We start from the raw sequence: 22,451 nt of genomic DNA, 5'->3' as shown, positions 1-22,451 counted from the left end.
AAACGCAACCGACCAGACCACGGAATCCAGCCATGATCAAAGTCAAGCAACTCGCCCATGTCTGCATCTTCGCCAACGACCTGGAAGAAACACGGCGCTTCTACCGCGATGTCCTTGGCATGGACATCCAGTTCAATTTCCTGCGCGATGGCGCGGTTTTCGGTTTCTACCTCAATTGCGGCGGCCGCAGCCATGTCGAGGTCTTCCAGAAGGATGGAGCCCGGTTCAGCGAGACGGACCAGATCAACCATTTCTGCCTCGAGGTCGAGAACATCGACGCCGCGATCGCGCACATCACGTCCATGGGCGTGGGTATCACCGCCAAAAAACACGCCTGCGACGACACCTATCAGGCCTGGCTGCGCGACCCCAACGGGGTGAAGATCGAACTGTTCGAATACACCGGCAAAAGCGCGCAATTCACGGGCGGCGATCGCGTCGCGGACTGGTAGGCTAGTCGCGCGCGGCCCACAGCAAACCGCGCTCCATGATTAGCGCCATTTCCGGCACCGCGAACTCATCCGCCGTATGGCCAAGGGAACTGTAAAAAACCTTGCCCGCGCCATAGCGGCGCTTCCAGACGACCGGCATGACGACGCCGTCGATCCCGGGAAAATGCGCGTCAGTGAAGGTGGTGGTCGCCAGCACCTCGTTGCCTGGGTCGACATGCATGTAATATTGCTCCGACCGGTAGGCGAAATCGCTGATGCCTTTCGTGACCGGATCGTCCGGCCGGGTGATGACGACATGGTAGTCGATGATGTTGCCGGGATGCGCGACCCACTGCCCGCCGGTCATGAACTGGTAGTCGGGCTCCGCCCGAAAACTGTCGCCCATCGTGCCGTGAAAGCCGCCGAGCCCGCTTCCCAGGCGAACCGCCTGCGTCAGGTTGTTCAGCTCGGCCTTTTCGATCGTCGACATGGTGATGACAGGCACGATGAGATCGAATGAAGCAAGGTTCGGATCGGCGAACATCACTGTCCCCTCGCCGAGCGTGACCGCGAAGCCGTTGCGCTTCAGCATGTCGCGAATGACATTAGCACTGCGCTCTGGCGTGTGGCCTTCCCAGCCTCCCCAGGCAATCAGGGCTTTCCTGGACATGCGGCAACCTCCCTCGATCCACTAGACCGACGACCGCTCGCCGCACGGGTCAGCGCCAGCCGAGCGCCGGCGCGACATGGGTGAGGATCGCCTCGATGACATGGGCGTTGTAGTCGACGCCGAGCTGGTTGGGAACCGTGAGCAAAAGCGTGTCGGCCTCGGCGATCGCCTCGTCCTGCGCCAATTCCTTGATCAGCACGTCCGGCTCGGCGGCGTAGCTGCGGCCGAAGATCGCCCTGGTATTTTCCTCGATGAAGCCGATCTGGTCGCGGCTCTCATTGCCGCGCCCGAAATAAGCGCGGTCGCGGTCGTCGACCAGCGCGAAGATGCTGCGGCTGACGGACACGCGCGGCTCGCGCTTGTGCCCGGCCGCCTTCCAGGCTTCGCGATAGATGCGGATCTGCTCGGCCTGCTGGACATGGAACGGCTTGCCGCTCTCGTCGAATTTCAACGTCGAGCTCTGCAGATTCATGCCGAGCTTCGCCGCCCATTCAGAGGTGGCGTTGGTCGCCGCCCCCCACCAGATGCGCTCGCGCAAGCCCTCCGAATGCGGCTCGAGCCTGAGCAAGCCGGGTGGGTTGGGGAACATCGGCCGTGGATTGGGCTGGGCGAAGCCTTCGCCGCGCAACGTATCGAGGAACACCTCGGCGTGGTGCCGCGCCATGTCGGCATCGCTTTTGCCTTCCTGCGGCACATAGCCGAAATAGCGCCAGCCATCGATCACCTGCTCGGGCGAGCCGCGGCTGATGCCGAGCTGCAGCCGGCCGCCAGCGATGATGTCGGCCGCACCCGCATCCTCGGCCATGTAGAGCGGATTCTCGTAGCGCATGTCGATGACGGCCGTGCCGATCTCGATGCGGCTGGTCTTGGCGCCGACGGCCGCCAGCAACGGGAATGGCGAGGCGAGCTGGCGGGCGAAGTGATGCACGCGGAAATAGGCCCCGTCCGCGCCGAGCTGCTCGGCGGCGACGGCGAGATCGATCGATTGCAGCAGCGCGTCGGATGCCGAACGCACCTGCGATTGCGAAGAGGGCGACCAGTGCCCGAATGACAGGAAACCAATTTTTTTCATGGTCCTGAAGTATATGCGGGCGGCACATGCTTCAATGGCGAAAGGACAGGGTTACACACCGTCGCCCTCTCGATGCCAAGTTCGCAACATCAAAGCACCAGAGGGTCGACCGCCGTGGAGGATGGGATGCTCAGGGGAACCCGCATCGTCGAGATCGAGGCGCTGGGACCGGCGCCCTTCGCTGGCATGCTTTTCGCCGATCTCGGCGCCGATGTCATTGTCGTCCACCGCAAGCAGGCGGCCGTCCCGGGCGCGCCCCAGCGCTCGCTGCTCGATCGCGGCAAGCGCTCGATCGCGCTCGACCTGAAGAATGCAGACGACGTGGCCGTGCTGATGCGCCTCGTCGCCACCGCCGACGGGTTGATCGAGGGGTTTCGGCCCGGCGTCATGGAGCGTCTCGGGCTCGGCCCGGAGGCCTGCCTCGCGGCCAACCCGCGCCTGGTCTACGGCCGCATGACCGGCTGGGGCCAGCACGGACCGCTGGCCGGCGCCGCCGGCCACGACATGAATTATATCGGCCTGTCCGGCGCGCTCTGGTACGCCTCAGTGCCGGGGGAGCCGCCCATGGCGCCACCGACGCTGGTCGGCGACATAGGCGGCGGCGCGCTCTATCTGGCGATCGGCATGCTGGCCGGCATCATGAACGCGCGAGCGAGCGGTGAAGGCAGCGTGGTCGACGCGGCGATCGTCGACGGCTCCGCCCATATGATGAACCTGCTGATGTCGCTCGCACAATCCGGCGCACTGGCCGCCGAACGCGGCCAAAGCCTTCTCGACGGACCGCATTGGTGCCGCGTCTACCGGACATCGGATGGCGGCTTTATCAGCGTCCAGTGCGTCGAGCCGAAATTCTACGCGCTCTTCCTCGACAGGCTTGGCTTGACCACCGATCCGCAATTCACCAACCAGTTCGATCGCGAACTCTGGCAGAAGCTCAGTAATCGGCTAGCGACGATCTTTGCCGCAAAACCGCGCGACGAATGGGCGACGCTGTTCGACGGCTCCGACGCCTGCGTCTCCCCGGTGCTCAGTCCGCAAGAAGCGGCACTGCATCCGCACATGGCCGCGCGCAGGTCGTGGCTGACGGTGGACGGCGTCCTGCAGGCGGCGGCCGCGCCGCGCTTTTCCGGATGGGAACAAAAGACACCGGCCAAAAGCCCGATGCGCGGCGAACATGATGCCGAAATCCGTGCAGGCTTGCCGAGTTGAGACGAGGTCCATGGCGGTTCGGTCGATCGTAAAATTCCCCAATCCCCTCCTTCGCGCCGTAGCCGAACCCGTGGAGCTGTTCGACGGCGATCTGCAGGCGTTGGCCAGCGACCTTGTCGACACCATGCGCGCGGCTCCCGGAATCGGTATCACCGCCCCGCATATCGGCATCTTGAAACGCCTGGTCGTCATCCAGCTCCCTTCCGCGGCTAAACCGGGAATCTATGTAAATCCGTCCGTTATCCAGGCCTCGACCGAAATGATCCGTCATGAGGAAGGCAGCGTTTCGATGCCCGGTGTCACCGAGGACATCGAGCGGCACGCCCGTATCCGCGTTCGCTATCAGGATCTGGACGGCAATGAGCGGTTCGAGGACGCCGAGGGCCTGCTGGCGGTTTGCCATCAGCATGAGATCGATCAACTCGAGGGGCTGTTCTGGACACACAGGCTGACCCGCCTCAAGCGCGACCGGCTGATCAAGCGCTATAGTAAGCTGATGCGAACCTCGTAGACACCACGCAAGCGTGGACGAACGGCATTGGACTGGCAACGGTCTTGGGCGGATTGCGACGTTGCGCCGGGCGCGTGGCCGCGCCGGCGGACCGTGTCACGTTCGCAACGTGCTGACCTGATCGCGGACGAAACGTCTGCCAGTCATTTTCCGCAGTGGTGATCGTTGATCTTGTTTATCGCAAAACCGTCCGGACCAGTCCGGTGGTAGGAGCAGGCTCCGGCGGCCGTTGTGAACAACTGCTGGTCGTAGTAGCGCGGGCCGCCGAAGAGGAAGTCGATGAGATCGTCATTGGCGGGAACGTAGCGCTCCTGTTCTTCCTGGTGACGACGGTGCTTGGCCCCCGCGAATGCCGAGGAGGACATGCCGAAGCCTATCGCGAAAGCAAGAGCGCAGATCGCCAACCGTTTCGTCGTCATCGCAAANTGCCGAGGAGGACATGCCGAAGCCTATCGCGAAAGCAAGAGCGCAGATCGCCAACCGTTTCGTCGTCATCGCAAACACCCTTCTGTTCGGGATTCGATCTTACATCGAAAATCGCCAGATGACGAAAAGTTCCTGAACAAGGGCCTTGCTCCGGCCGATGCGCCGGCGACGATCTCGGACCGTAGGCGCCCTCACCTGAATATCGCCACGCCCTCAGTCCGTCTGGATCCAGACGGATTTGGTCTCCAGATACTCGTGCAGATGCTCGATGCCGCCCTCGCGACCATGGCCGGACATCTTCATCCCGCCGAAAGGCACGGCCGGATCGATGGCATGGTACATGTTGACCCAGACCGAGCCGGCCTTGATGCGGCGGGCTAGCTTGTGCGCGGTGCCGAGGTGGGTGGTGAAGACGCCGGCCGCAAGTCCGTAAGGCGTCGCGTTGGCGCGCGCCACGGCCTCGTCCAGCGTGTCGAACGGCATCGCCGAAATAACGGGTCCGAAAATCTCCTCCCGCGCGATGGTCATGGTGTCCGACACAGCGCCGAAAACGGTCGGCGCGATGAAGTTGCCGCCATCATAGAGTTCGCCTGTCAGCCGCGCGCCTCCGGCGACCAGTTGGGCGCCTTCGTCGCTGCCGGCCTTGATGTAGCCTTCCACCTTGCCGGCCTGCCTGGCATTGATGAGCGGCCCGATTTCGGTCTCCGCCTCGATGCCGTGGCCGATGCGCAGTTTTCCGGCGAACTTCGCCAACCGGCGCACGAATTCGTCATGGATCTCACGCGCCACGAACAGGCGCGAGCCGGCGATGCAGATTTGGCCCGAATGCACGAACACCGCCATCGCCGCGATTGGGACGGCCTTGTCGATGTCGGCGTCGCGGCAGACAATGATCGGTGACTTGCCGCCGAGCTCAAGCGAGACGCGCTTGAGGTTGGTGACGGCAGCCCGCGCGATCGCCTGACCTGTCAGCGTCGAGCCGGTGAAGACGATCTTGTTGACGTCGCGATGTTCGGCGAGCCGCGCGCCCGCTTCGGCCCCGGTTCCAGTGACGATGTTGACGACGCCGTCGGGCACGCCGGCTTCCTGCATCAGCCCGGCGATCAGCAGTGGCGTCAGCGATGCCTCCTCGGACGGTTTCAGCACGATGGTGCAGCCCGTGGCGAGCGCCGGCGCGATCTTCCAGATCGAAGCCGCGGTCGGCGCATTCCAGGGAATGATCGCGCCAACGACGCCAACCGGTTCGCGCCTTGTGAAGGTGACGATCTCGCCGGGGATCGAATTCTCGATCGCCTCGCCATGCAGCGCCGTCGCCATGCCGGCATAGAAGCGCAGCATGCCGATGACGCGGCGCCGATTGGCCAGCGTACGCGTGATCGGCAGTCCCATGTCGAGCGTGTCGGAAACGCTGAGCTCTTCCCAATGTGTCTCGAACAGGTCGGCGATCCTGAGCAGCACGCATTGCCGCTCATAGGGCGAGAATTTCGACCAGGGCCCTTCGAAAGCCGTGCGCGCTGCCGCGACCGCTGCATCGACATCGGCGGCTCCGCCACGCGGCACCGTCGCCAGCACCTCGCCGGTCGCCGGGTTCAGCGCCTGCATCACCTCGCCGGACCGCGCGGCGACCCACTTGCCGCCAATGAACATCGGCCGGAATTCGCCATGGTAGAGCGATGCGGCCTTCGCCCTCGGGTCGAAATTCACCGCCATCCCTTCCTCCTTGCGAATCCCCGTGACTATTACTCCCGGCGCGGGCGACCTCAACAAGGAAAGCTGAAGGGCGTTCGGATAATCGGACTGCTAGCGTCGGCGCCCGTGTTCACCAGAAAGGCGCAACAACAGGTCCGCGTCCGCTGACACAGCAAACCGTACGGGTTCAAAGATGCCTAGCCCCCGCCGCCCGGCGTGCGTTCCGACAGGAATCGCGTCAGCGCGCCGGGCCTCCCGTTGCGGATCTCGGCGTCGTTCCGGCGCGCGATCGCGGCGCGCACGAGCTTGGCGCCGAGATAGCGGAACGGTTCCGGCGGCATCGTCTTGCGCCGATCGAGCCCCACCAGTCCACTGCCGCTCCAGCGATCCTTCCGTTCCAGAACAAGGCTGGCGAGGACGCGGCCGCCGATTGGGGTCTGGGCAATGCCGGTCCCGTTGTAGCCCATGCCAAAGACAATGTTGGGATGCCCCTTCAAGTGATCGAAGACGGGGACATGCTCCGGCACGCAGTCGATCGGGCCCGCCCAGTCATAGTCGATCGGCACCCCTCGCAGTTCGGGGTAGACGCGGCCGAGTTCGCGGATATTGTCCCGTCCGTGTTCGGGGCTGCGGTTGAAGCTTTGGCCGAAATTGCCCGCATAGGCGATGTTGCCGCTGCCGCGGCCGAAGACCACCCGGCCTTTCGGGGTGCGCTGGTAATAGAGGACCTGGCGCTGCGAGTCGCAGATGGAGGCTCCGTCGCGCCAGCCGATCCTGTCGAGCAAGTCAGGGATTTCCGCGGTCGCGACCACCTGGCTCGCGACCACATAGAGATGCCGTCGCAGTTCTGGCAGCGCCGACAGCCAGGCATTGGCCGCCAGCACGACCTTTTCGGCCCGCACCTCGCCCTGCGCGGTCCGGACCAGGCAGGTCCTGCCGGGCACGATTTCGGTGACGGGACTGCGCTCATGGACGGCCACGCCGCGAGCGATCGCCAGATCGCGCAGGCCTGTGGCCAGCTTGGCTGGATGTACGGTTCCGGCATTCTGCTCGACAACGCCGGCATAGGATGCGGAAGACCCGGTGCGCTGCTTGATCTCCTCGCCGGTCAGCTGCCGAAAGCGGTTGGCCCCGGCTGCCTCGGTCATCGCGACAGCGCGGTTCCAGGCTCCCTCCTGGGCAGTGGAACTGGCCGTCCATAGCCAGCCGTCGAGACGAAGATCCATATCGATCGTGCCGTCGCGCTGAAGTTTCTCCAACTCTGCGATGGCATCGACGCTATCGGCGCAAAGTGCCCGCCCCTCCTCCTCGCCGACGACGGCGCTGATCTGATCGAGCTCGGCGAACCAGGAATGCACCTGTCCACCATTGCGCCCCGAAGCGCCGGAGCCGCACTGATCGGCCTCGAGCACCGTGACCCGGGTTTCGGGAGCCAGATCGCGGATCCGCAACGCCGTCCACAGCCCGGTATAGCCGCCGCCGACGATCACCACGTCGACCTGCTCGCCGCCGACCAAGGGTTGCGTCGCCGGAGAAGCGGCGATGTCCTGCAGCCAGAACGACCGATCGGCTGTCGCCGCGACCGCCGGCTGTCTCATCCGTAATGTGGCCATGTCAGACCCTCGTCTCGCGATTGATCACGTCGGCGTATTTCAGCGGCAGCCAGTCCGGGATAGGGCGCGGTTCCTGCGGGAAGCCGCCGAGATGCGTGCAGGTTCTGCTGGCATCGAGGGAGGCTTTTCGCATGGCATCGTCGGCGTCGAGACCCGCGAGGCAGAACGCGGTGATGAAGGTGGCGATAAAGCTGTCTCCCGCACCACACGTGTCCACGACGGAGGTCGGCGACGCCTCGGCATGGCGAACGCCTTGGCTATCGCGGAAATAGGCGCCGCGGCTGCCGCAGGTGAGCACGACCTGGCGCGCCCCGGCCGACCGCAGCGCGGCCATAAGGGGCTCGACCGGCACGCTCGGCTCGTCTGGACCGGACGCGAAGACCAGAGGCACGCCCTCCAGCGGCAAGGCCAGATGCGCGGTCGAGACGTCGAGACTGAACGGCACGCGCTCGCCAACCAGGCGGCGCACGAGATCCTTGTTGGCGTTGGTGCCCAGATGCACCCAGTCGGCTTTCGATATGACCTGCCAGTCGCGCGGCGCGGGCATGTAGTTCTCGCCGACGCCGAAGGATTCGAACAGGAAAGTACGGTCGCCCGACTGGTCGCGCAGCAAGGTCACCGCCGTATCGCCGGAGATCATCTCGACATCGTTGCGGGACAGCCCGGCGGTCTCGATCTCGCGGAGCGTTATCTCGCCTTCAGGATCATCGCCAACGGCGCCGAAATAGCGTGCGCTCCAGCCATCGCGGCGCCATTGAACGGCAACGTTGAGGGCGTTCCCGCCCACGGTCAGGAGGTCCTTGTTGAGATAGACGTCGAGGCAGTTGTCACCGACGGCGACCAGATTGGGCGATGCTCTTCCGGTCATGCTGCTGTCGGCGCCCGCGTCAGGTGGGGCTCGATGGCCTTCAGATTGCGTGTCCACGCCGCGACCGGGTCGAGCGCATAGGAGCCGTTTCCGAACGGCTCGAAGGTCAGTTTCCCCCGATAGCCCGACGCGGCGAGGTGGTCGAGATATTGGCCGATCGGAAGCTTGCCGTCGCCCCAGACAAGATGCCCCGCGGGCAGCCCGTCGACGATCTGGACATGCGCGAGGCGCGGCCCGAACAGCCTGATATAGTCGGCCACCGTATCGCCGGCCGTGGCCATGCCGACCGTGTCCAGGACCACGTCCATGGTGTCGGCGCCGATCTGGTCGAGCATTTCGCGCAGGCCCGCCGCGTTGGTGACAACGTTGGTTTCGACGCGTTGCAGCGGCTCGAGCAGGCAGCGCACGCCGAGCGAGGACGCATGGGCGGCGATCTCCGCAAGCGACTGGGCCGACCGTGCCCACGCCTCTCGCGGCGGGTCGTGTTCATATCCACGCCCGGACGTCAGGAACAAATATCGGGCGCCCAGTTCGGCGCATATGTCCGCCGCGCGGCAGAACCGCTTGACGCTGTCGCGGCGGTATTCGCCGTCGCCCGACGCGATGTTGATCGGATAGATCACCTGCTCGGGCGTGAAGCACCAGACCGTCAGGCCGTTCTGCGCAAGTATCTCGCGAACCGATCGAACATGCTCGTCGGTCGCATGAAACAGGTCGAGATGCGGCGCGATGCCCCAAAGCTCGATCTCCTTGAAGCCGAAGCCGCGAAGGATCTCCGCAACGCGCTCGAACGCGTAATGCTGGAAGGCGAAGTTGGCCCCAATCAGCTGGTCGACCTTGAATTGCGGCATTGATGTCCTTCCCGGTGATTTATTTGCCGATGCCTTCGGACAGGCCGCGGATGAAGTACCGCTGTGCGGCGAAGAAAAGCAGGACGATCGGCAGGGCCGAGATCGTCATCGCGGCGAAGACGACGCCGTAATTGGTGCCGTTCTTGGACATCAGCGAGGTCAGGCCGACGGGCAGCGTCTGCACTGCCGATCCGTTGGTGAAGACCATCGCGAACAGATACTCGTTCCAGGCAAACAGAACGTGGAGAATGATGCAGGAGATGATGATCGGCTGGCACAGCGGCAGGATGATGCGCCAGAAGATCTGCCCCTCGCTGGCGCCGTCGATGCGGGCCGCCTCGTCGAGATCCTTCGGCAGCCCAAGCATGTAGGCGCGGATCAGGAAGGTGCTGAACGGAATCCGGAACGCCGTGTAGAGGATGATCAGAGCCCAGTAGGTGTTGTAGAGGCCGATCGCCTGCAGCATCCGCACCAGCGGAATCAGCGCCACTGTCGGANCGGCAGCCCAAGCATGTAGGCGCGGATCAGGAAGGTGCTGAACGGAATCCGGAACGCCGTGTAGAGGATGATCAGCGCCCAGTAGGTGTTGTAGAGGCCGATCGCCTGCAGCATCCGCACCAGCGGAATCAGCGCCACTGTCGGACTGAGCATGAGGCCGCCAAGGACCAGGCCGACGACAAGCGGCTTGCCGGGCATTGGCGTTCGCGTCAGCCCGTAGGCGGTCCAGGCGCTGATCAGCACCGTGCAGATCGCTGAAGCGACGGTCACCAGCAGGCTCGAGACCAGATAGTCGCGGACGCCCCGGTTCCAGGCCTGCACATAATTGCCCCAGGTCCACCGCGACGGCAGCGCGAACGGGTCGCCGAAGATCTGCCCATTGTCCTTGAAGCCGTTGAGCGCCATCCAGACCAGCGGATAAAGCACGACGATGCCGAGACAGATCAGGAACGAGTACAGAAAGGCTTTCGCAAGAGCGCTCCCGAAGGTCGGGCGCGCGGTCCGCCCGCTGGCCGCCATCACCGTCACAGCTCGACCCTCCGGCGCCTGGTGTACCAAAGCTGGGCCGCTCCGGTGATCATGGTCACGGCGAAGATCACGGCGGCGATCGCGGCGCCGTAGCCGAAATTGTTCTGGATGAAGCCCTGCTGGTAAAGCCACGTGCCAAGCACCTGGCTGCGGTTGTTGGGCCCGCCGGCGGTCATGACCATGACCTCGTTGAACACCTGGAACGCGCCGGTGATGGTGACGATGATCATCAGGCCGGTCATCTCGCGGGTCAGCGGCAGCGTCACGCTCCACAGCCTGCGTAGCGGCCCGGCTCCGTCCATTACGGCGGCATCATAGAGATCGCGCGGAATCTTCTGGATCGCGATCGCGAACAGGAGCGTCGAATAGCCGAAGCCCTGCCACTGGCTCATCGCGATGATCGCGTAGATCGCCGTGTGCTCGCCGCCGAGCCAGGGTTGGATGAGTTGTTCCAGACCAATGCGCCTGAGCCCGGCGTTCAAGAGCCCGATATCGGGCTGGTAGATGAAATAGAACAGCAGGCCGGTCACGGTGATCGAGATCGCGGAAGGAATGAAATAAATCGCCCGCCAGAAACGCCTTTGCCGCTCGCTGCCCAGCCCCTCGATCAGCGCCGCCAGCACGAAGGCGCCGCCGACCTGGAAGATGATGGAGATCAACGCGTAGAGCGTGTTGTTCCACAACGCCACCCAGACGACCGGGTCGTGCAATAGCCGCTCATAATTGGCGAGGCCGATATTCGTGGTCTCGCCGGTAAAGATATCCTCGTCGGTGGTGCTGACGATAAAGTTGTCGACGATCGGGTAATACACGAACCAGCCGACCAGGATCACGGCGACGGCGACCCAGCGGAGCGAGCCCCAGTGGCGGAGCCGGCGGCCGGTTTTCGCCGCCGGCTCGCCTCTGGCGTTGCTCAAGGCAGCGCCTTCCATTCTGGCCAGACCGTGATTCGCCATTGGCCTATTTCGATGCCGCGGCCGCCTGCTTGACCTGCTCCATGACCTGTTCCGGCGTCATCGAGCCGCCGGTGAGGGCCTGGAGGCTGGACAGCCAGGCTGAAGCCACGCGCGGCGGGTTCACCGTGTCCAGCCACGGCATCAGGTAGGAGGCGGAGGCGATCTCCTTGAGGCCGGCCACGACGGAAGGGTTCATGTTGGCTTCCGACGCCCCGCCGATGGTCGCGCTAGGCTGCCCGTAGGGCGGAGCCGAGAGCACTTGGCCATTCTGCTTGGACGTAACGAATTTCATGAAGTCGATCGCCAGCGGGATGTTGCTGGAGGCGGAACTGATCATGTAGCCTTCCGGCGCGCCTTCGATCGCTTTCGCGTCGCCCTTTGCGCCGTTCGGCACAGGCAGGGTGAAGAAGCCCAGATCGGAGACTTTCAAAGCGGAATCCGCCGACGCGCTCTGATCGAACTCGATGATCTCCTGGTAGTACATGGCCGATTTCGTGTTGCTGAAGGTCTGAATGGCCGACGAATATGAGGTGCCGTTCACCGAGGCGCCGCCATCCGTGCAACTGTCGATGAGCTGCTTGTATTGGGTGAGCGCGGCGACATAGCCCGGGTCGCTATACTCCGCCGTGCCCGGGTCAAAATCCTTCTCGAGTACCGCCTGCGGGACGTCGTAGGCGAGCAGCTGCCCCACATAGTGGATTGCCGGCCAGGCTTCCTTGTTGCCGAAAGAGATCGGCGTCATGCCCGATTTCCGGATCGTCTCGCAGGACGACAGGAGCTCCTCGAAGGTCTTGGGCGCGCTCAGGCCGAGCTTGGAGAAAGCCTGCTTGTTGTAGCCCATGAATTTTGCGTCGAGATAGAGCGGAATGCCGTAGTATTCGCCGTTGTACATGAAGGCCTGAACGGCCGCCGGTGTCAGTGTCTTGCCCCACTCGGTATCGGGTCCGATGACCGGGGTCAGGTCGACGGCGCGATGGCCGCGCACGAAGTTTCCACCCCAGCTGCCGGTCCACGAAAAGTAGATGTCCGGGAGCGAGTTCGACGCGACAAGCGTTTTGGTCTTGTCCTTGACGCTGTCGTCGCTTTCCTGGATGAGTTCGACTTTCACGCCGGGATGAAGCTTCTCATAATCCTGGGCGACGCCGACGAAGTAGGGCGCCAGCTGCTGCGCGCCGAACTTCGTCAGGACCGACAGCGTTCCCTGGTAATCGACCTTCGCGTTCGGATCGGCCTGGACCGCCTCGGCGCCGACACCTTGTCCCATTGTCAGGCCCAGTGCCGATGCCGCGGCCAGCGCGGCGATTGCCGCCTGTGTTGAATATTTCATGATCAGTTCCCTTCTTCGTTTTTATGAGGTGAGGTGATCAGTATTCGACGCGCTTGTAGTAGCGGCGCGTCGTCAGCGGGTGATTGCGCAACACTTCCAGATGTGCGCTTACCCGTTCCAGCAACGTCGCAAGCACGATCGGCGAGATGAACTTGCGGACAGCAGGCGAGATACCGGGCAGTTCGACCGACGCGGCATCGAGAACGTGCACCTTGTCGGTGTATCGCTTGATGAAATTTTCGACGCGATCACCCAGCGGACGGCTGGCATCTTCCCCCTTGAAGAGGAATACGCTCACACCCGGTTCGACCAGCTCCAGCGTGCCGTGGAAGAAGTCGGCGGCATGGACCGGTCTGGTCCTGATCCACTGCATCTCTTCCAGAATGCACATGCCGTAATAATAGGCTTGCGGCCAGACGGAGCCGGCGCCGGTGAAGATGTGATAGGTTTCGTTCTTGATCGTGTCGGCGAGTTTTGCCGCGCTGTCTTCGTAGGCCGCCTTTGCCCCAACCAGCAGTTCAGGCAGTCTCTTGAGCTCGGCCACCGTGGCGTCGAAGTCCTCGTACTCGCCGCGCTCGGCCAGCAGTGCCAGCACAATCAGCAGCGACTGCAGATAAAAGGATTCCGAAGAGGTGTCGTCCTCCGCGAAGTTCGTGAAGGTGAAATCGGCTTCCCTGGCAAGTGGCGTGTCGGAATGGCCGGTGAGCGAGAGCGTGCGCACGCCTTTCTGCTTCAGGAAGGAAAGCAGCTGCACGCTTTCCCTGGTCGTGCCCGACAGCGAGGGAATGACCACGAGCGACTTCCGGTCCAGCCCGGCCGGCGGATCAAGCACGACCTGCGCCGGATATTCTCCCCGCACCGGAAAGTTCGTACGGCGCTCGGCCAGCTCGATCGCCGGAAGGGTCAGAAGCTGCACGCCGCCGGTCCCCATGAAATAGAGCCGCTCGACGCCCTCGCCGAGCAGCCGGTGCAGGAGCGCCCTCGCCTCCTCGGCGAAGGAGACGGCTCCGCTCTGGATCTTGATGAAGCGGTCTTTGTCAAAGTTGAGCATGCAGGTCTTCCTCGTATTTTCGCTGCGGCAGGGCGTCCGTTCGTTGCAGGTGCGCTGCCGGTAGGTCGCCACGGCCATCATCGATCCGGCTAATTGTGAGATCGATCTCACATATTTAACGCACGCATTGCAGAGGTTGGCAAGTCCCTCGTCGGACGAATTCGCGGAAGAGCCTATTTGGATCGGGGGATCAGCGCCCGTACAGCCGCGAGACCGAGCCGCGAACGATGAGACGGGTCGGGAAGCGCGTGTGGCGCGGGGCCAGCTTCTTGCCGGCCAGGCGGTCGAGCAGCATTTTGGCGGCAAGCGGCCCTATTTCGGCTGTCGGCTGCGCAATGACGGTGATCTGGGGATCGGTGAAGGTGGCGAGGTTGAAATCGTCGAAGCCGACCAGCGAAACATCATGCGGGATTGACAATCCCATCGAGCGCAGGCCGAGCAACGCGCCTTGGGTCATAAGGCTGTCCACGGTGAACAAGGCGGTTGGGCGATCGCGGCGGCTGAACAGTCGAATGGTGGCGTCGACAGCATGTTCCACGGTCGAGCGTGACACGCTGACCAGCGACGGGTCGAGGGCAATGCCATGCGCCGCAAGCGAATTCTGGTAACCGGCAAGGCGTTCCTGCGCGGTGAAGATGCGCGATTCGTCCCGCAATAGGCCGATGCGCTCGTGGCCATTGGCAACCAGGTAGTCCACGGCCTCGCGCGCACCGCCTTCATTGTCGACGACGACGCTGTCGCAGTGCACTTCCTTGACGACACGGTCGATCAGCACGACCGGCGTGCCCTCACGGGCGAGTTGCACGATATGCTCGCTGTCCGTCGCCGAGGTCGGCGCAAGAATGAAGCCACGGATGCTGAGCGCACGCAGGCTTTCGAGCAGTTCCTTTTCCTGGTCGACATTCTCTTCGCTGCTGGCGATCAGAAGATTGTGGCGGTGCCTGCGCAGTTCCGCCTCGATATCATGGGCAATGCGCGCGAAGAACGGGTTCTGGATGTCGCCGGGAATGAAGCCGACGATCGGCAGCTGCCCGCTGCGCAGGGCCTGCGCCACGAGGTTGGCGCGATAGCCCAGTCGCTCGGCGGCTTCCAGCACGCGCAGCGCCGTCCCGTCGCCAACGTAACCATAACTGTTGAGCGCCCGCGCCGCCGTGGCGCGCGAAACGTTGGCCGCGGCGGCCACGTCTTTCAGGGTGATCCCTTTCTGCGTCACGATCATTGTGCTCCCGGGACGGTAATATCCCGCTTGGCGAACCTGCGGGCAACTTGCCCGTACGCTATTGGTAAATAACAATAATGGTGGGCCGGAGGGTGTGCGATTGAACCCGAAAACAACGAACGAGAGTGATTGCTGACTCGAAATACCAATTTAGCCTGAGCTGGCCAAGGACTCTCTTTGCGAAAAAATGGAGCGGTTTGCGGACTGTCCGTTTTGGCGATGACGAGACTTGAAAGCGGACCGATGCGTCCAGCGTATCGCGAACTGCTTTGCGCCAACAGAGTTGATAGTCGCCTGTCAGCGACTTCAGGTCTTGCGGGGATAGCGCGTCTTGATTTGCCGGTCGCTCGCGTGGGTGTGGCTGGTACAACCACCATCGGCCCGGTTGATGGCGAGGGCATTATCTAGGCGCCCCCGCCACTCGGAAGAACAGTGACCGACGCCGCCAGTTACCTCACGTTGCTTAGTTGGAATTCGTCGCTTAGCGCGCGCTCGTTGGGATCGATCGGACCCAAATTCTTCACGATTCGGAAGCGACCGCTTTGTGCCTGTGCGATATACATGTTCATGCGAACGTGGTGCTGGCCAGGGACCATTTCGGCCGGGCCACCCGGCCCCTCGCTGAGCTTGGCGTGATCGAGCGCCCGGATAACCGCGTCGCGCTCGACCGTGCCGGCTTCGTTCACCGCAGCTTCCCACATCTTGATCGCCCGGTAGTGGCCGGTGCATCCGCTGCCTGCCGTCAACATCGCGCTACCGGGGAATCGGTCCCGGTAGCGACACAGGAGCGCTCGGCCAAATGGGTCGTCGAGCTCCTGATAATAGTCGAGGCAGCTGTAGAGGCCCTCGATCTGCTCCGACGGCACCAGGTTGAAGAAGTTCTCGTCGAAGTAGGTGCAGATGATCTTGCCGCCGCGCTTGCCGAAACCGGCCTCGTGCAATTTGTCTAGGAACGGCGTCAGGCCCGGCGGAACGATGGTGTTGAAAACCACCTCGGCGCCACTCGCCATGATGTGCTGCACTGTTCGCTGGAAATCGACGGTGTCGAGCGGAAAATACTCCTCACCGACGATCTCGCCGCCATTGGCGCGCACTACCCGGCTCGCGGCCTTGTTCAGCAAATGCGGCCAGATGTAGTCCGCGGATGGCAGGTAGAATTTCTTCGCCCCGGTGCTCTTCATCAGCCATGGGATCAATGGCTCGACCTGCTGCGCCGGGACGGGGCCGGTGCAGAAGATCAGGGGATCGTTTTCCTGCCCCTCATATTGCTCGGTATAGATATAGAGCGTCCTGCCGCGCGAGACCGCTTCGCTCTTGATGGCCAGGCGGGTCGAGCTGTAGATGCCGCCGACGACCAAATCGACTTTGTCGATGTCTATCAGTTTCGCGGACCTTGCCTTGGCGACACTTTCGCTGGTCTCGCCGTCCTCGACGACGAGCTTCACCGGCCGGCCCAGCAGGCCGCCTTTGTCATTGATGTCGTCGACGAGCATGGTCGTCAGGTTTGCGTTGGCGATGCCCATGAAGGACAACGGGCCGGTAAGTTCGGCGATGAGGCCGATCTTGATGGGTTTCAAATCCATTTCATTTCTCCGATCTTGGGGGGTCGTGGGGCGCGCCGCTGCAGGCAGCAGTCGGCGCGCAGCGCATGTCAGGCCTCATAGTGACCGAGCAGCAGTGCNCGGGCCGGTAAGTTCGGCGATGAGGCCGATCTTGATGGGTTTCAAATCCATTTCATTTCTCCGATCTTGGGGGTTTCGTGGGGCGCGCCGCTGCAGGCAGCAGTCGGCGCGCAGCGCATGTCAGGCCTCATAGTGACCGAGCAGCAGTGCCGCCTGCGGCTTGCCGACGTGGCCGGCTTCCTGCAGAATCGCCGGCACTTCGGGATCCGACACGAAATTCCTCCAGCCCTCGGCGTCCCAGTCGAAGATCGCCCAGACGCGGTCCGGCTCGCTGGGGTCACGAAACACGGTTGCGCCGTTCGAACCGTGCAACCGGCGCTTGTCGGCGCCCTTGGTCGAAAAGATACGGATGAAGCGGTCGACGTCCACCACCTTGGTCGTTGCGAGAAGCATTTGGTTTTCCTCCTGTCGGTCGCGGCCACCATTGGCCCGTCGACAGGATCACGATGCGCGCCTCTGAGCAGGCGCACATGGGGTGTATTCCCTATGCCTGCATTTCCCCCGGTCGGATAAGGCCGTGCTCGACCGCATAGAGCGTGGCTCCGGCGCGGGTGGTCACGCCGATCTTGGAATAGACGCTCTGGATATGGTGATCCGCGGTCTTGGGCGAGATATCGAGCTTGCGTGCCGCCTCCTTCGCCGTGAGTCCGGCAGCGATCAAACGCAGCACCTCGATCTCACGCGGCGTCATTCCGGCCAGCGACCGGGGCGACGCCCGGCGCGACGGCTGGCCCGCGAAGGACAGCACGGCCTCGGCGGCGGCGGCGCAGATACAGCCCTCTCGAACAGCGGCGTTCAGCTGCGTTGCCGCCGCCTCGCTGGACAACGCCTTGCGGTGCGGACGTTCCTCTCGCGAGGTCTGGAAGGCTTCGGCAGCAGCCAGGATCCGTGCCGCCGGGGACAGGTCGGAGCCGCCAACCTTGCGGTGATACCCCGAGCCATCCAGGCGTTCGTGATGGCGGAGCACGAGCGCGGACATAACATCGCCCTCGCGGCCGAACGAGGCCAGCGCGCGTTCGCCGTAATAGGCGTGCAACTGCGCCGCGTCGCGTTCGCGGACCGACAGCGGACCGTTGCGCATCCAAGTCGCCACCGGCACCACGAGTTCGCCAATGTCATGGATGCAACCGCACCAGCGCAGCGCACGGACGTCAGGGGCGGGCAAGCCGATACGTCTCCCTGCACCCTCCGCCAGTTCCGACACCATCCTCGAATGGCCTTGCGTAAAGGGCATGCGCATATCGATCATGTCGGCAATGGCCAGGAACGCCTCGTCGCAGGCTGCCTCGTCCAGCATCACCGGCGGATCGGGCTCTAGCGCCAAAATGGTCTCGCGGTCGACCGTCGCCCTGATGCCCTCCATCAGCGCCGGCGCGTTGTCCGAGACGAGTCGGGCCAGATCCGCTTCGTATGGGCCGTCAGCGCGGCTGGCGATGGCCTCGGCCATCCCTTCGATACCGACCGCATCGCAGAGTGCGATAGCATCCTGCGCCAATGTGATGAGGCGCACGGCTGGCAGTACATCCTCGCCGCTCAGCCCACGCGGTAGGCCCTTGCCATCCCAACGTTCGTAAATTTGACCGAGATTGCGCCGGATCTCGTCCGACAGGCCGAGCCGCTCGCCTATCCGCTGCGCGACCTCGCAATGAGCTGTGAGGACCGGGCGCGCCACCGCGAGCGCCTGCGACATCGCGGTCTCGATCGCCCTCGCCTGCGCGTCCGGTTCGAGGTCGTAGTAGAACCGCTTGAAGGCCTGCACGAAGACCCTCCCCAGTTCAGCACGATTGCCCATGTCTAGACCGACAAGATCCTGGCGGAGCGCGATTTCGTCGCCGAAGGTGGCCGACAGAAGGTCGGTGTCCGCATTGCAGCCGACATAGCGCAGCATCGACTGGTGGTAGGCATTGCGCCGATCCTGCTCGGAAACTCCCGCAAGATCGGCGATCCGCATTGCAAGTACGCAGGACTTGAGCGCGAAGTCGCGAGAATGGCCGGTGGCAAGGTCCGACGCATAGGCGAGGACCATCATGAAGTCCGCCCGGCGGATCGAGACGTTTGTCATCCCCCACCTCCCAGTGAGCCCATGCTAGCCCCGTGTGCCGTCAAGACCTAGGGGAAAATCTCAAGCGGGCTTAGATCCTGCAAGAAACAGAGGGTCCTGTTTGGGGCCATGTATGGACGCTCTCCGTTGGCAAGGGATTTGTGAGCTTTTGCAGTTGCTGGGTGGTGCGGCCATGTATCCGACCTGTAGGTGCGGCCTTTCATGTGCTGCTGGCCATAATGCCATTCGCGCGTTTCAGGTCCCGATCGAAAGCTCGCACTCATAGTGCACGGCCCCAGTGGGTTTTCCTGATCCGGCGGGTTGACCGGCTTTGTGCATTAGCTCCTGTCCGCCCTTTCCAACCTCGTTGGCGATCCCGCGCCTTGTTTCGTTCTATGCGATGACCGGCTCCCTGTAGCGCTCGCCGCCGGTCATCAATGCCCAGACCATGCGGGCTGTCTTGTTAGCCAGCGCAACCGCCGCCCCCAAGCTTCTTCACTATTTTCACGACCATTGCCTCCGAGACACCGGCACCGTCGGGTGCTGGCGGGCAGCGCTGCGCTGAAACAGGCGCGGCCACTCGGCCACGGTGCGCGTGCCGGGATATTCTTAGTTCCTAATGGAACAAAGAGTGCCACGTCAGATTTGAAAAGGTCCGCTGGCTTTGGAGCCGCAGATGGCTGGCTCTCCGCCAGGGCCGGCCGGCTGGCCTGCGCCCGGCATGGCGCAGGCCCCACGACGACAGGATTACACCCATGAAACGTCTGCCGCATATTCTGCTCAGCTTGGGCGCCACGATGATCTCCACTTCCCTGCTGGGTGCTGAACAATGGGAGGGGTTTGGGATCAAGCATCTGGGATTCGTATTCGACGTTCCGCCGGGGTTCGTGCTTGCCCAGCGCTCCGATCAAGGAGCAGCCTTTGAGGGCAAAAACAAAGCATTTCTTGCGATCTGGGGGGCGCAACTCGGCAAGGCAAGCTTTCGCACCGAGATCGAGCATCGCATTGCCGTGAACGAGAACGACGGCTGGAAGGTGACCTACAAGCGAGTGACCCCGCAATGGGCCAGCTATTCNTCGCATTGCCGTGAACGAGAACGACGGCTGGAAGGTGACCTACAAGCGAGTGACCCCGCAATGGGCCAGCTATTCGGGACTGAAGGACGGTCAGATCCTGTATGTCCGGGCTATCAAGATCTGCGGGGACAGAGCGGCATTGTTTACGGTCAACTATGCTCGCAATGAGAAGGTCCCCTATGATCCGCTTATCGTTCGCATGGTCAAATCACTGAAGGTCCAGGGCTGCTAGGCAGCCGGTGGCCGGCGCCGGCTTCCAGCCACCGCGGGTGCCAGCTTCTGTGGCTCGCCCCCGCAGGGCTCCTAGGCAGAGGCGCGCGCTGATACGCCCCCGAGAAGCCCTTGAAGCTCTCCCTTGGGCAGTGGCCTCGACAGCAGAAAGCCTTGGAGCTGGTCACAGCCGAGCTTGCGCAGATAATCGCACTGGCTTTCGGTCTCCACCCCTTCGGCAGTGGTGCTAAGTCCGGTCGCGCGGGCCAGGTTGATAATCGCCTGAACGATGGCCTCGTCACCGTTGGAGCGACCAAAGCCCTGCACGAAGCTTCGGTCGATCTTGATCCTGTCGACTTGCAGCGTCTGCAGTCTTCCCAAGGAGGAGAATCCGGTGCCGAAATCGTCGAGTGCAAAGCGCACTCCGATGCTGCGCAGAGCCTCGATGTTGTTTCGGCATTCGCTCCGTCGCTCCGACAGAGCGCTTTCGGTAACTTCGATTTCGAGCCGCCGCGGATCCATGTGCGTCTCCAACAAGATACTGGTCACTCGCATGGCGAAACTGGGGTTGTTCAACTGCAAGGCCGACACATTCACAGCCAAGGTCTCGATGGGCCAATCCACCGCGTCAAGGCACGCCTGCCTGAGCACCAGTTCGCCAAGCTTTTCGATCAACCCTGCTTCCTCGGACAGCGGTATGAACAAGTCCGGTGCAACCCAGCCCCGCTCCGGATCAGACCAGCGGGCCAGCGCTTCGACACCCGTCATCCTGTTTGTGTCGGCGGCGTATAGCGGCTGATAGTGGACCTGGATCTGGCCGCTCGCATCGAGCGCGTTGCGCAGGTCCTGTTCCATGCCCTTGCGGCTGGCCAGCGTCAGATCCATCTCGTGCCCAAAGAAGGCGTAGCTGCTGCGGCCCCCCGCTTTGGCATGATAGAGCGCCACGTCGGCTTTCCGCACCAACTCGACGGTGTCCAACCCGTCCTTGGGTGCAACCGCTACGCCGACACTTACGCCGACAAAGACTTGTACCCCGGCGACCTCGAACGGCCGACGGGCAGACTCGATCAAATGCTCGCATAGTGCCTTGACGTCATTCTCGCCGCCAACCGAACGTCGGATGATGATGAATTCATCGCCACCAAGACGCGCCACCGTGTCCGCATCAGTCGTCAGCCGTCTTAGCCGGTCCGCGAACTCCCTGAGCAGCTCGTCACCCGCCGGATGGCCAAAACTGTCATTAACCTGCTTGAAGCGGTCGAGGTCGAGGTAAAGTATCGCGAGCTGCTCGTCCGTCGACGGCAGGCGCGCCAGTGCATCTGCCAGACGCTCGTTGAACTGACCGCGATTGGGCAGCGCTGTAAGCAGATCGTTGTGAGCGAGGTGGTAGATCCGGTCCTCCGTCTCGATCAGCTTCAACGTCCGCTTGCGAAACCCTATCAGGGCCGTGATGACACCGGCCAGCACCAGACCAAACACGGTGACGAGAACGGGCACGAGTTGAAAGAGGACAAATGCTCCTGGCCGATATGGCCGCCAAACGAAGAAGGCGATAGGTCCAGATCGGTCGACAACGGGATAGGAAGCCTCTCCGGAAGCGAGCTTATCGTGCCAGGAGAACCGCGCGCCATCGAGCAGATAGTCTTGGCGCAGGGCGGTAAGGAAACTGCCGTCGAGGTAGCGAACGGCCACATGCAGGAATTCCTGGCCTGGCACCTGCGCGATGTGGCCACTGTCGGAAACCACGGGCTTGATGCTGACGACCGCGGGATGGCCGGCGATAACGGCCATTTCGGAAGCGCCTATTGTGAGCACCTGTTCCGTAACACCTTCGGTATCCCCTCGCTTCAACCTTGCTCTCAAAGTCTGGACCAGAGGCGCAGTGGTCNCGTGTATGGCGCGGTAGCTGCCGGGGTCAGCGGTCGCCCCATCGGTGAATGCGTAGACCGGCGCATCATTGGCATCGAGAATATAAACCTGGTCATGACCGAAATACGTGTGCATCCAGCTGCCGAGATTGGTATCGATCCATTTCGCATCGCCGCCGCGCAGCGCGTTGACCGCGTCGTCCCAAACCGTCACGCTCTCCTGGTCGTGCGCTACTGCGCTCTCCAGCTTGGACATGATCAGTCCAACCAGACTTTTCTGCCGCGCCGCGGCAACGCTGTCAGTCTGGATCGTGGACCAAAGCAATAAGCCTGTCGCGGCTGCTGCAATGAGCAGTGTCACCCCAATGACGGGCAAAGCCGTTCTCATCAGGAAGAGACGACGGGTCGGTTCGGCAAAATGTCGCAGCAGTTTCATCAGATCGCTTTAAGCGATGAAGACTTCTGGACCGTTAAAAGGCCCTGCGCGACAGGGCCGGTGCGTGCCCTGCCCGGCAGCCTCGTGTTCGGGGTCGCTGCCTCGCGCGGAGCCGACGCCCCAGGCCGGCGACGAATAGGATGAAATCCAGCGAGAGACGGACGGTGCGGCGGCAGCTAACTGGGTGGGCATCTGGCGGCTGGGGTGAAACTGCGAGGC

The 22,451-nt window shown here is 63.0% G+C and carries 20 protein-coding genes; 4 read left to right on the top strand and 16 right to left on the bottom strand.

The window, feature by feature from the left end:
- Positions 1 to 32 precede the first annotated feature (32 nt).
- Entirely contained in the window at positions 33 to 452 is a 420-nt protein-coding gene (locus X742_RS148890) for a VOC family protein (RefSeq protein WP_023794409.1), read from the top strand.
- 1 nt (position 453) lies between these two features.
- Here X742_RS148890 and X742_RS148895 read toward each other — a convergent pair whose 3' ends face one another.
- Both X742_RS148895 and X742_RS148900 read right to left on the bottom strand, forming a co-directional pair.
- Positions 454 to 1,101: a ThuA domain-containing protein gene (locus X742_RS148895; RefSeq protein ID WP_023781602.1), complete on the bottom strand. Its 648-nt coding sequence runs from the start codon at positions 1,099 to 1,101 to the stop codon at positions 454 to 456.
- Positions 1,102 to 1,150: 49 nt separating this feature from the next.
- Positions 1,151 to 2,173 carry an LLM class flavin-dependent oxidoreductase gene (locus X742_RS148900; RefSeq protein ID WP_023773580.1) on the bottom strand — a complete coding sequence of 341 codons (1,023 nt, stop codon included), beginning with the start codon at positions 2,171 to 2,173 and terminating at the stop codon, positions 1,151 to 1,153.
- Positions 2,174 to 2,299: 126 nt separating this feature from the next.
- Between X742_RS148900 and X742_RS148905 the strand changes: the two genes are divergently transcribed.
- Together X742_RS148905 and X742_RS148910 are read left to right on the top strand one after the other, a co-directional pair.
- Entirely contained in the window at positions 2,300 to 3,382 is a 1,083-nt protein-coding gene (locus X742_RS148905; protein WP_023773579.1) for a CaiB/BaiF CoA-transferase family protein, read from the top strand.
- Positions 3,383 to 3,392: 10 nt separating this feature from the next.
- Positions 3,393 to 3,893, top strand: coding sequence for a peptide deformylase (locus tag X742_RS148910; RefSeq protein WP_023794404.1), 501 nt, complete (start codon positions 3,393 to 3,395; stop codon positions 3,891 to 3,893).
- Between the two features lie 143 nt (positions 3,894 to 4,036).
- Here the strand turns inward: X742_RS148910 and X742_RS148915 are convergent, their stop codons facing one another.
- From X742_RS148915 to X742_RS148980, 13 genes are all read right to left on the bottom strand, one after another.
- Positions 4,037 to 4,312 (bottom strand): hypothetical protein, encoded by a 276-nt coding sequence (locus X742_RS148915; protein WP_023773577.1) that lies wholly within the window; start codon positions 4,310 to 4,312, stop codon positions 4,037 to 4,039.
- Between the two features lie 220 nt (positions 4,313 to 4,532).
- Entirely contained in the window at positions 4,533 to 6,029 is a 1,497-nt protein-coding gene (locus tag X742_RS148920) for an aldehyde dehydrogenase family protein (RefSeq protein ID WP_023773575.1), read from the bottom strand.
- A 176-nt stretch (positions 6,030 to 6,205) separates the two neighbouring features.
- Positions 6,206 to 7,621 carry an FAD-dependent oxidoreductase gene (locus X742_RS148925; RefSeq protein WP_031248165.1) on the bottom strand — a complete coding sequence of 472 codons (1,416 nt, stop codon included), beginning with the start codon at positions 7,619 to 7,621 and terminating at the stop codon, positions 6,206 to 6,208.
- A 1-nt stretch (position 7,622) separates the two neighbouring features.
- The gene (locus tag X742_RS148930) at positions 7,623 to 8,489 is read right to left on the bottom strand and encodes a PfkB family carbohydrate kinase (protein WP_023773573.1); all 867 of its coding nucleotides are present in this window, start codon (positions 8,487 to 8,489) and stop codon (positions 7,623 to 7,625) included.
- Complete coding sequence (locus X742_RS148935) at positions 8,486 to 9,340, bottom strand: sugar phosphate isomerase/epimerase family protein (RefSeq protein WP_023773572.1); 855 nt, start codon at positions 9,338 to 9,340, stop codon at positions 8,486 to 8,488. Before X742_RS148935 ends, X742_RS148930 begins: the two co-directional genes overlap by 4 nt.
- A 19-nt stretch (positions 9,341 to 9,359) precedes the next feature.
- A complete protein-coding gene (locus tag X742_RS148940; protein ID WP_023773571.1) occupies positions 9,360 to 9,830 on the bottom strand; it encodes a carbohydrate ABC transporter permease in 471 nt (156 codons plus the stop codon).
- A gap of 532 nt (positions 9,831 to 10,362) precedes the next feature.
- Positions 10,363 to 11,283 carry a sugar ABC transporter permease gene (locus X742_RS148950; RefSeq protein ID WP_084569581.1) on the bottom strand — a complete coding sequence of 307 codons (921 nt, stop codon included), beginning with the start codon at positions 11,281 to 11,283 and terminating at the stop codon, positions 10,363 to 10,365.
- Between the two features lie 43 nt (positions 11,284 to 11,326).
- A complete protein-coding gene (locus X742_RS148955; protein ID WP_023773568.1) occupies positions 11,327 to 12,649 on the bottom strand; it encodes an ABC transporter substrate-binding protein in 1,323 nt (440 codons plus the stop codon).
- Between the two features lie 37 nt (positions 12,650 to 12,686).
- The gene (locus X742_RS148960; RefSeq protein WP_031248162.1) at positions 12,687 to 13,700 is read right to left on the bottom strand and encodes an SIS domain-containing protein; all 1,014 of its coding nucleotides are present in this window, start codon (positions 13,698 to 13,700) and stop codon (positions 12,687 to 12,689) included.
- 190 nt (positions 13,701 to 13,890) lie between these two features.
- Positions 13,891 to 14,919, bottom strand: coding sequence for a LacI family DNA-binding transcriptional regulator (locus X742_RS148965; RefSeq protein WP_023773566.1), 1,029 nt, complete (start codon positions 14,917 to 14,919; stop codon positions 13,891 to 13,893).
- Between the two features lie 449 nt (positions 14,920 to 15,368).
- A complete protein-coding gene (locus X742_RS148970) occupies positions 15,369 to 16,502 on the bottom strand; it encodes a substrate-binding protein (protein WP_023773565.1) in 1,134 nt (377 codons plus the stop codon).
- A gap of 219 nt (positions 16,503 to 16,721) precedes the next feature.
- Positions 16,722 to 16,994 carry a hypothetical protein gene (locus X742_RS148975; RefSeq protein ID WP_023773564.1) on the bottom strand — a complete coding sequence of 91 codons (273 nt, stop codon included), beginning with the start codon at positions 16,992 to 16,994 and terminating at the stop codon, positions 16,722 to 16,724.
- Between the two features lie 91 nt (positions 16,995 to 17,085).
- Positions 17,086 to 18,663, bottom strand: a complete 1,578-nt coding sequence (locus X742_RS148980) for an HD domain-containing phosphohydrolase (protein ID WP_023773563.1) — start codon at positions 18,661 to 18,663, stop codon at positions 17,086 to 17,088.
- 734 nt (positions 18,664 to 19,397) lie between these two features.
- Here X742_RS148980 and X742_RS1000000174115 point away from each other — a divergent pair.
- The gene (locus X742_RS1000000174115; protein ID WP_245275582.1) at positions 19,398 to 19,886 is read left to right on the top strand and encodes a hypothetical protein; all 489 of its coding nucleotides are present in this window, start codon (positions 19,398 to 19,400) and stop codon (positions 19,884 to 19,886) included.
- A gap of 135 nt (positions 19,887 to 20,021) precedes the next feature.
- Here the strand turns inward: X742_RS1000000174115 and X742_RS148985 are convergent, their stop codons facing one another.
- On the bottom strand, positions 20,022 to 22,052 hold the full coding sequence (locus X742_RS148985) for an EAL domain-containing protein (RefSeq protein ID WP_245275581.1): 2,031 nt from the start codon (positions 22,050 to 22,052) through the stop codon (positions 20,022 to 20,024).
- Positions 22,053 to 22,451: the final 399 nt, after the last annotated feature.

It is taken from the genome of Mesorhizobium sp. LNHC229A00 (genome assembly GCF_000502415.1).
Taxonomy (GTDB): Bacteria; Pseudomonadota; Alphaproteobacteria; order Rhizobiales; family Rhizobiaceae; genus Mesorhizobium.
This window is presented reverse-complemented; position numbering and strand designations above follow the sequence as displayed.

Coding starts and splice junctions, on each gene's coding strand:
- X742_RS148890 (WP_023794409.1), top strand. CDS start 33: ATGATCAAAGTCAAGCAACTCGCCCATGTCTGCATCTTCGCCAACGAC.
- X742_RS148895 (WP_023781602.1), bottom strand. CDS start 1,101: ATGTCCAGGAAAGCCCTGATTGCCTGGGGAGGCTGGGAAGGCCACACG.
- X742_RS148900 (WP_023773580.1), bottom strand. CDS start 2,173: ATGAAAAAAATTGGTTTCCTGTCATTCGGGCACTGGTCGCCCTCTTCG.
- X742_RS148905 (WP_023773579.1), top strand. CDS start 2,300: ATGCTCAGGGGAACCCGCATCGTCGAGATCGAGGCGCTGGGACCGGCG.
- X742_RS148910 (WP_023794404.1), top strand. CDS start 3,393: ATGGCGGTTCGGTCGATCGTAAAATTCCCCAATCCCCTCCTTCGCGCC.
- X742_RS148915 (WP_023773577.1), bottom strand. CDS start 4,312: ATGACGACGAAACGGTTGGCGATCTGCGCTCTTGCTTTCGCGATAGGC.
- X742_RS148920 (WP_023773575.1), bottom strand. CDS start 6,029: ATGGCGGTGAATTTCGACCCGAGGGCGAAGGCCGCATCGCTCTACCAT.
- X742_RS148925 (WP_031248165.1), bottom strand. CDS start 7,621: ATGGCCACATTACGGATGAGACAGCCGGCGGTCGCGGCGACAGCCGAT.
- X742_RS148930 (WP_023773573.1), bottom strand. CDS start 8,489: ATGACCGGAAGAGCATCGCCCAATCTGGTCGCCGTCGGTGACAACTGC.
- X742_RS148935 (WP_023773572.1), bottom strand. CDS start 9,340: ATGCCGCAATTCAAGGTCGACCAGCTGATTGGGGCCAACTTCGCCTTC.
- X742_RS148955 (WP_023773568.1), bottom strand. CDS start 12,649: ATGAAATATTCAACACAGGCGGCAATCGCCGCGCTGGCCGCGGCATCG.
- X742_RS148960 (WP_031248162.1), bottom strand. CDS start 13,700: ATGCTCAACTTTGACAAAGACCGCTTCATCAAGATCCAGAGCGGAGCC.
- X742_RS148965 (WP_023773566.1), bottom strand. CDS start 14,919: ATGATCGTGACGCAGAAAGGGATCACCCTGAAAGACGTGGCCGCCGCG.
- X742_RS148970 (WP_023773565.1), bottom strand. CDS start 16,502: ATGGATTTGAAACCCATCAAGATCGGCCTCATCGCCGAACTTACCGGC.
- X742_RS148975 (WP_023773564.1), bottom strand. CDS start 16,994: ATGCTTCTCGCAACGACCAAGGTGGTGGACGTCGACCGCTTCATCCGT.
- X742_RS148980 (WP_023773563.1), bottom strand. CDS start 18,663: ATGACAAACGTCTCGATCCGCCGGGCGGACTTCATGATGGTCCTCGCC.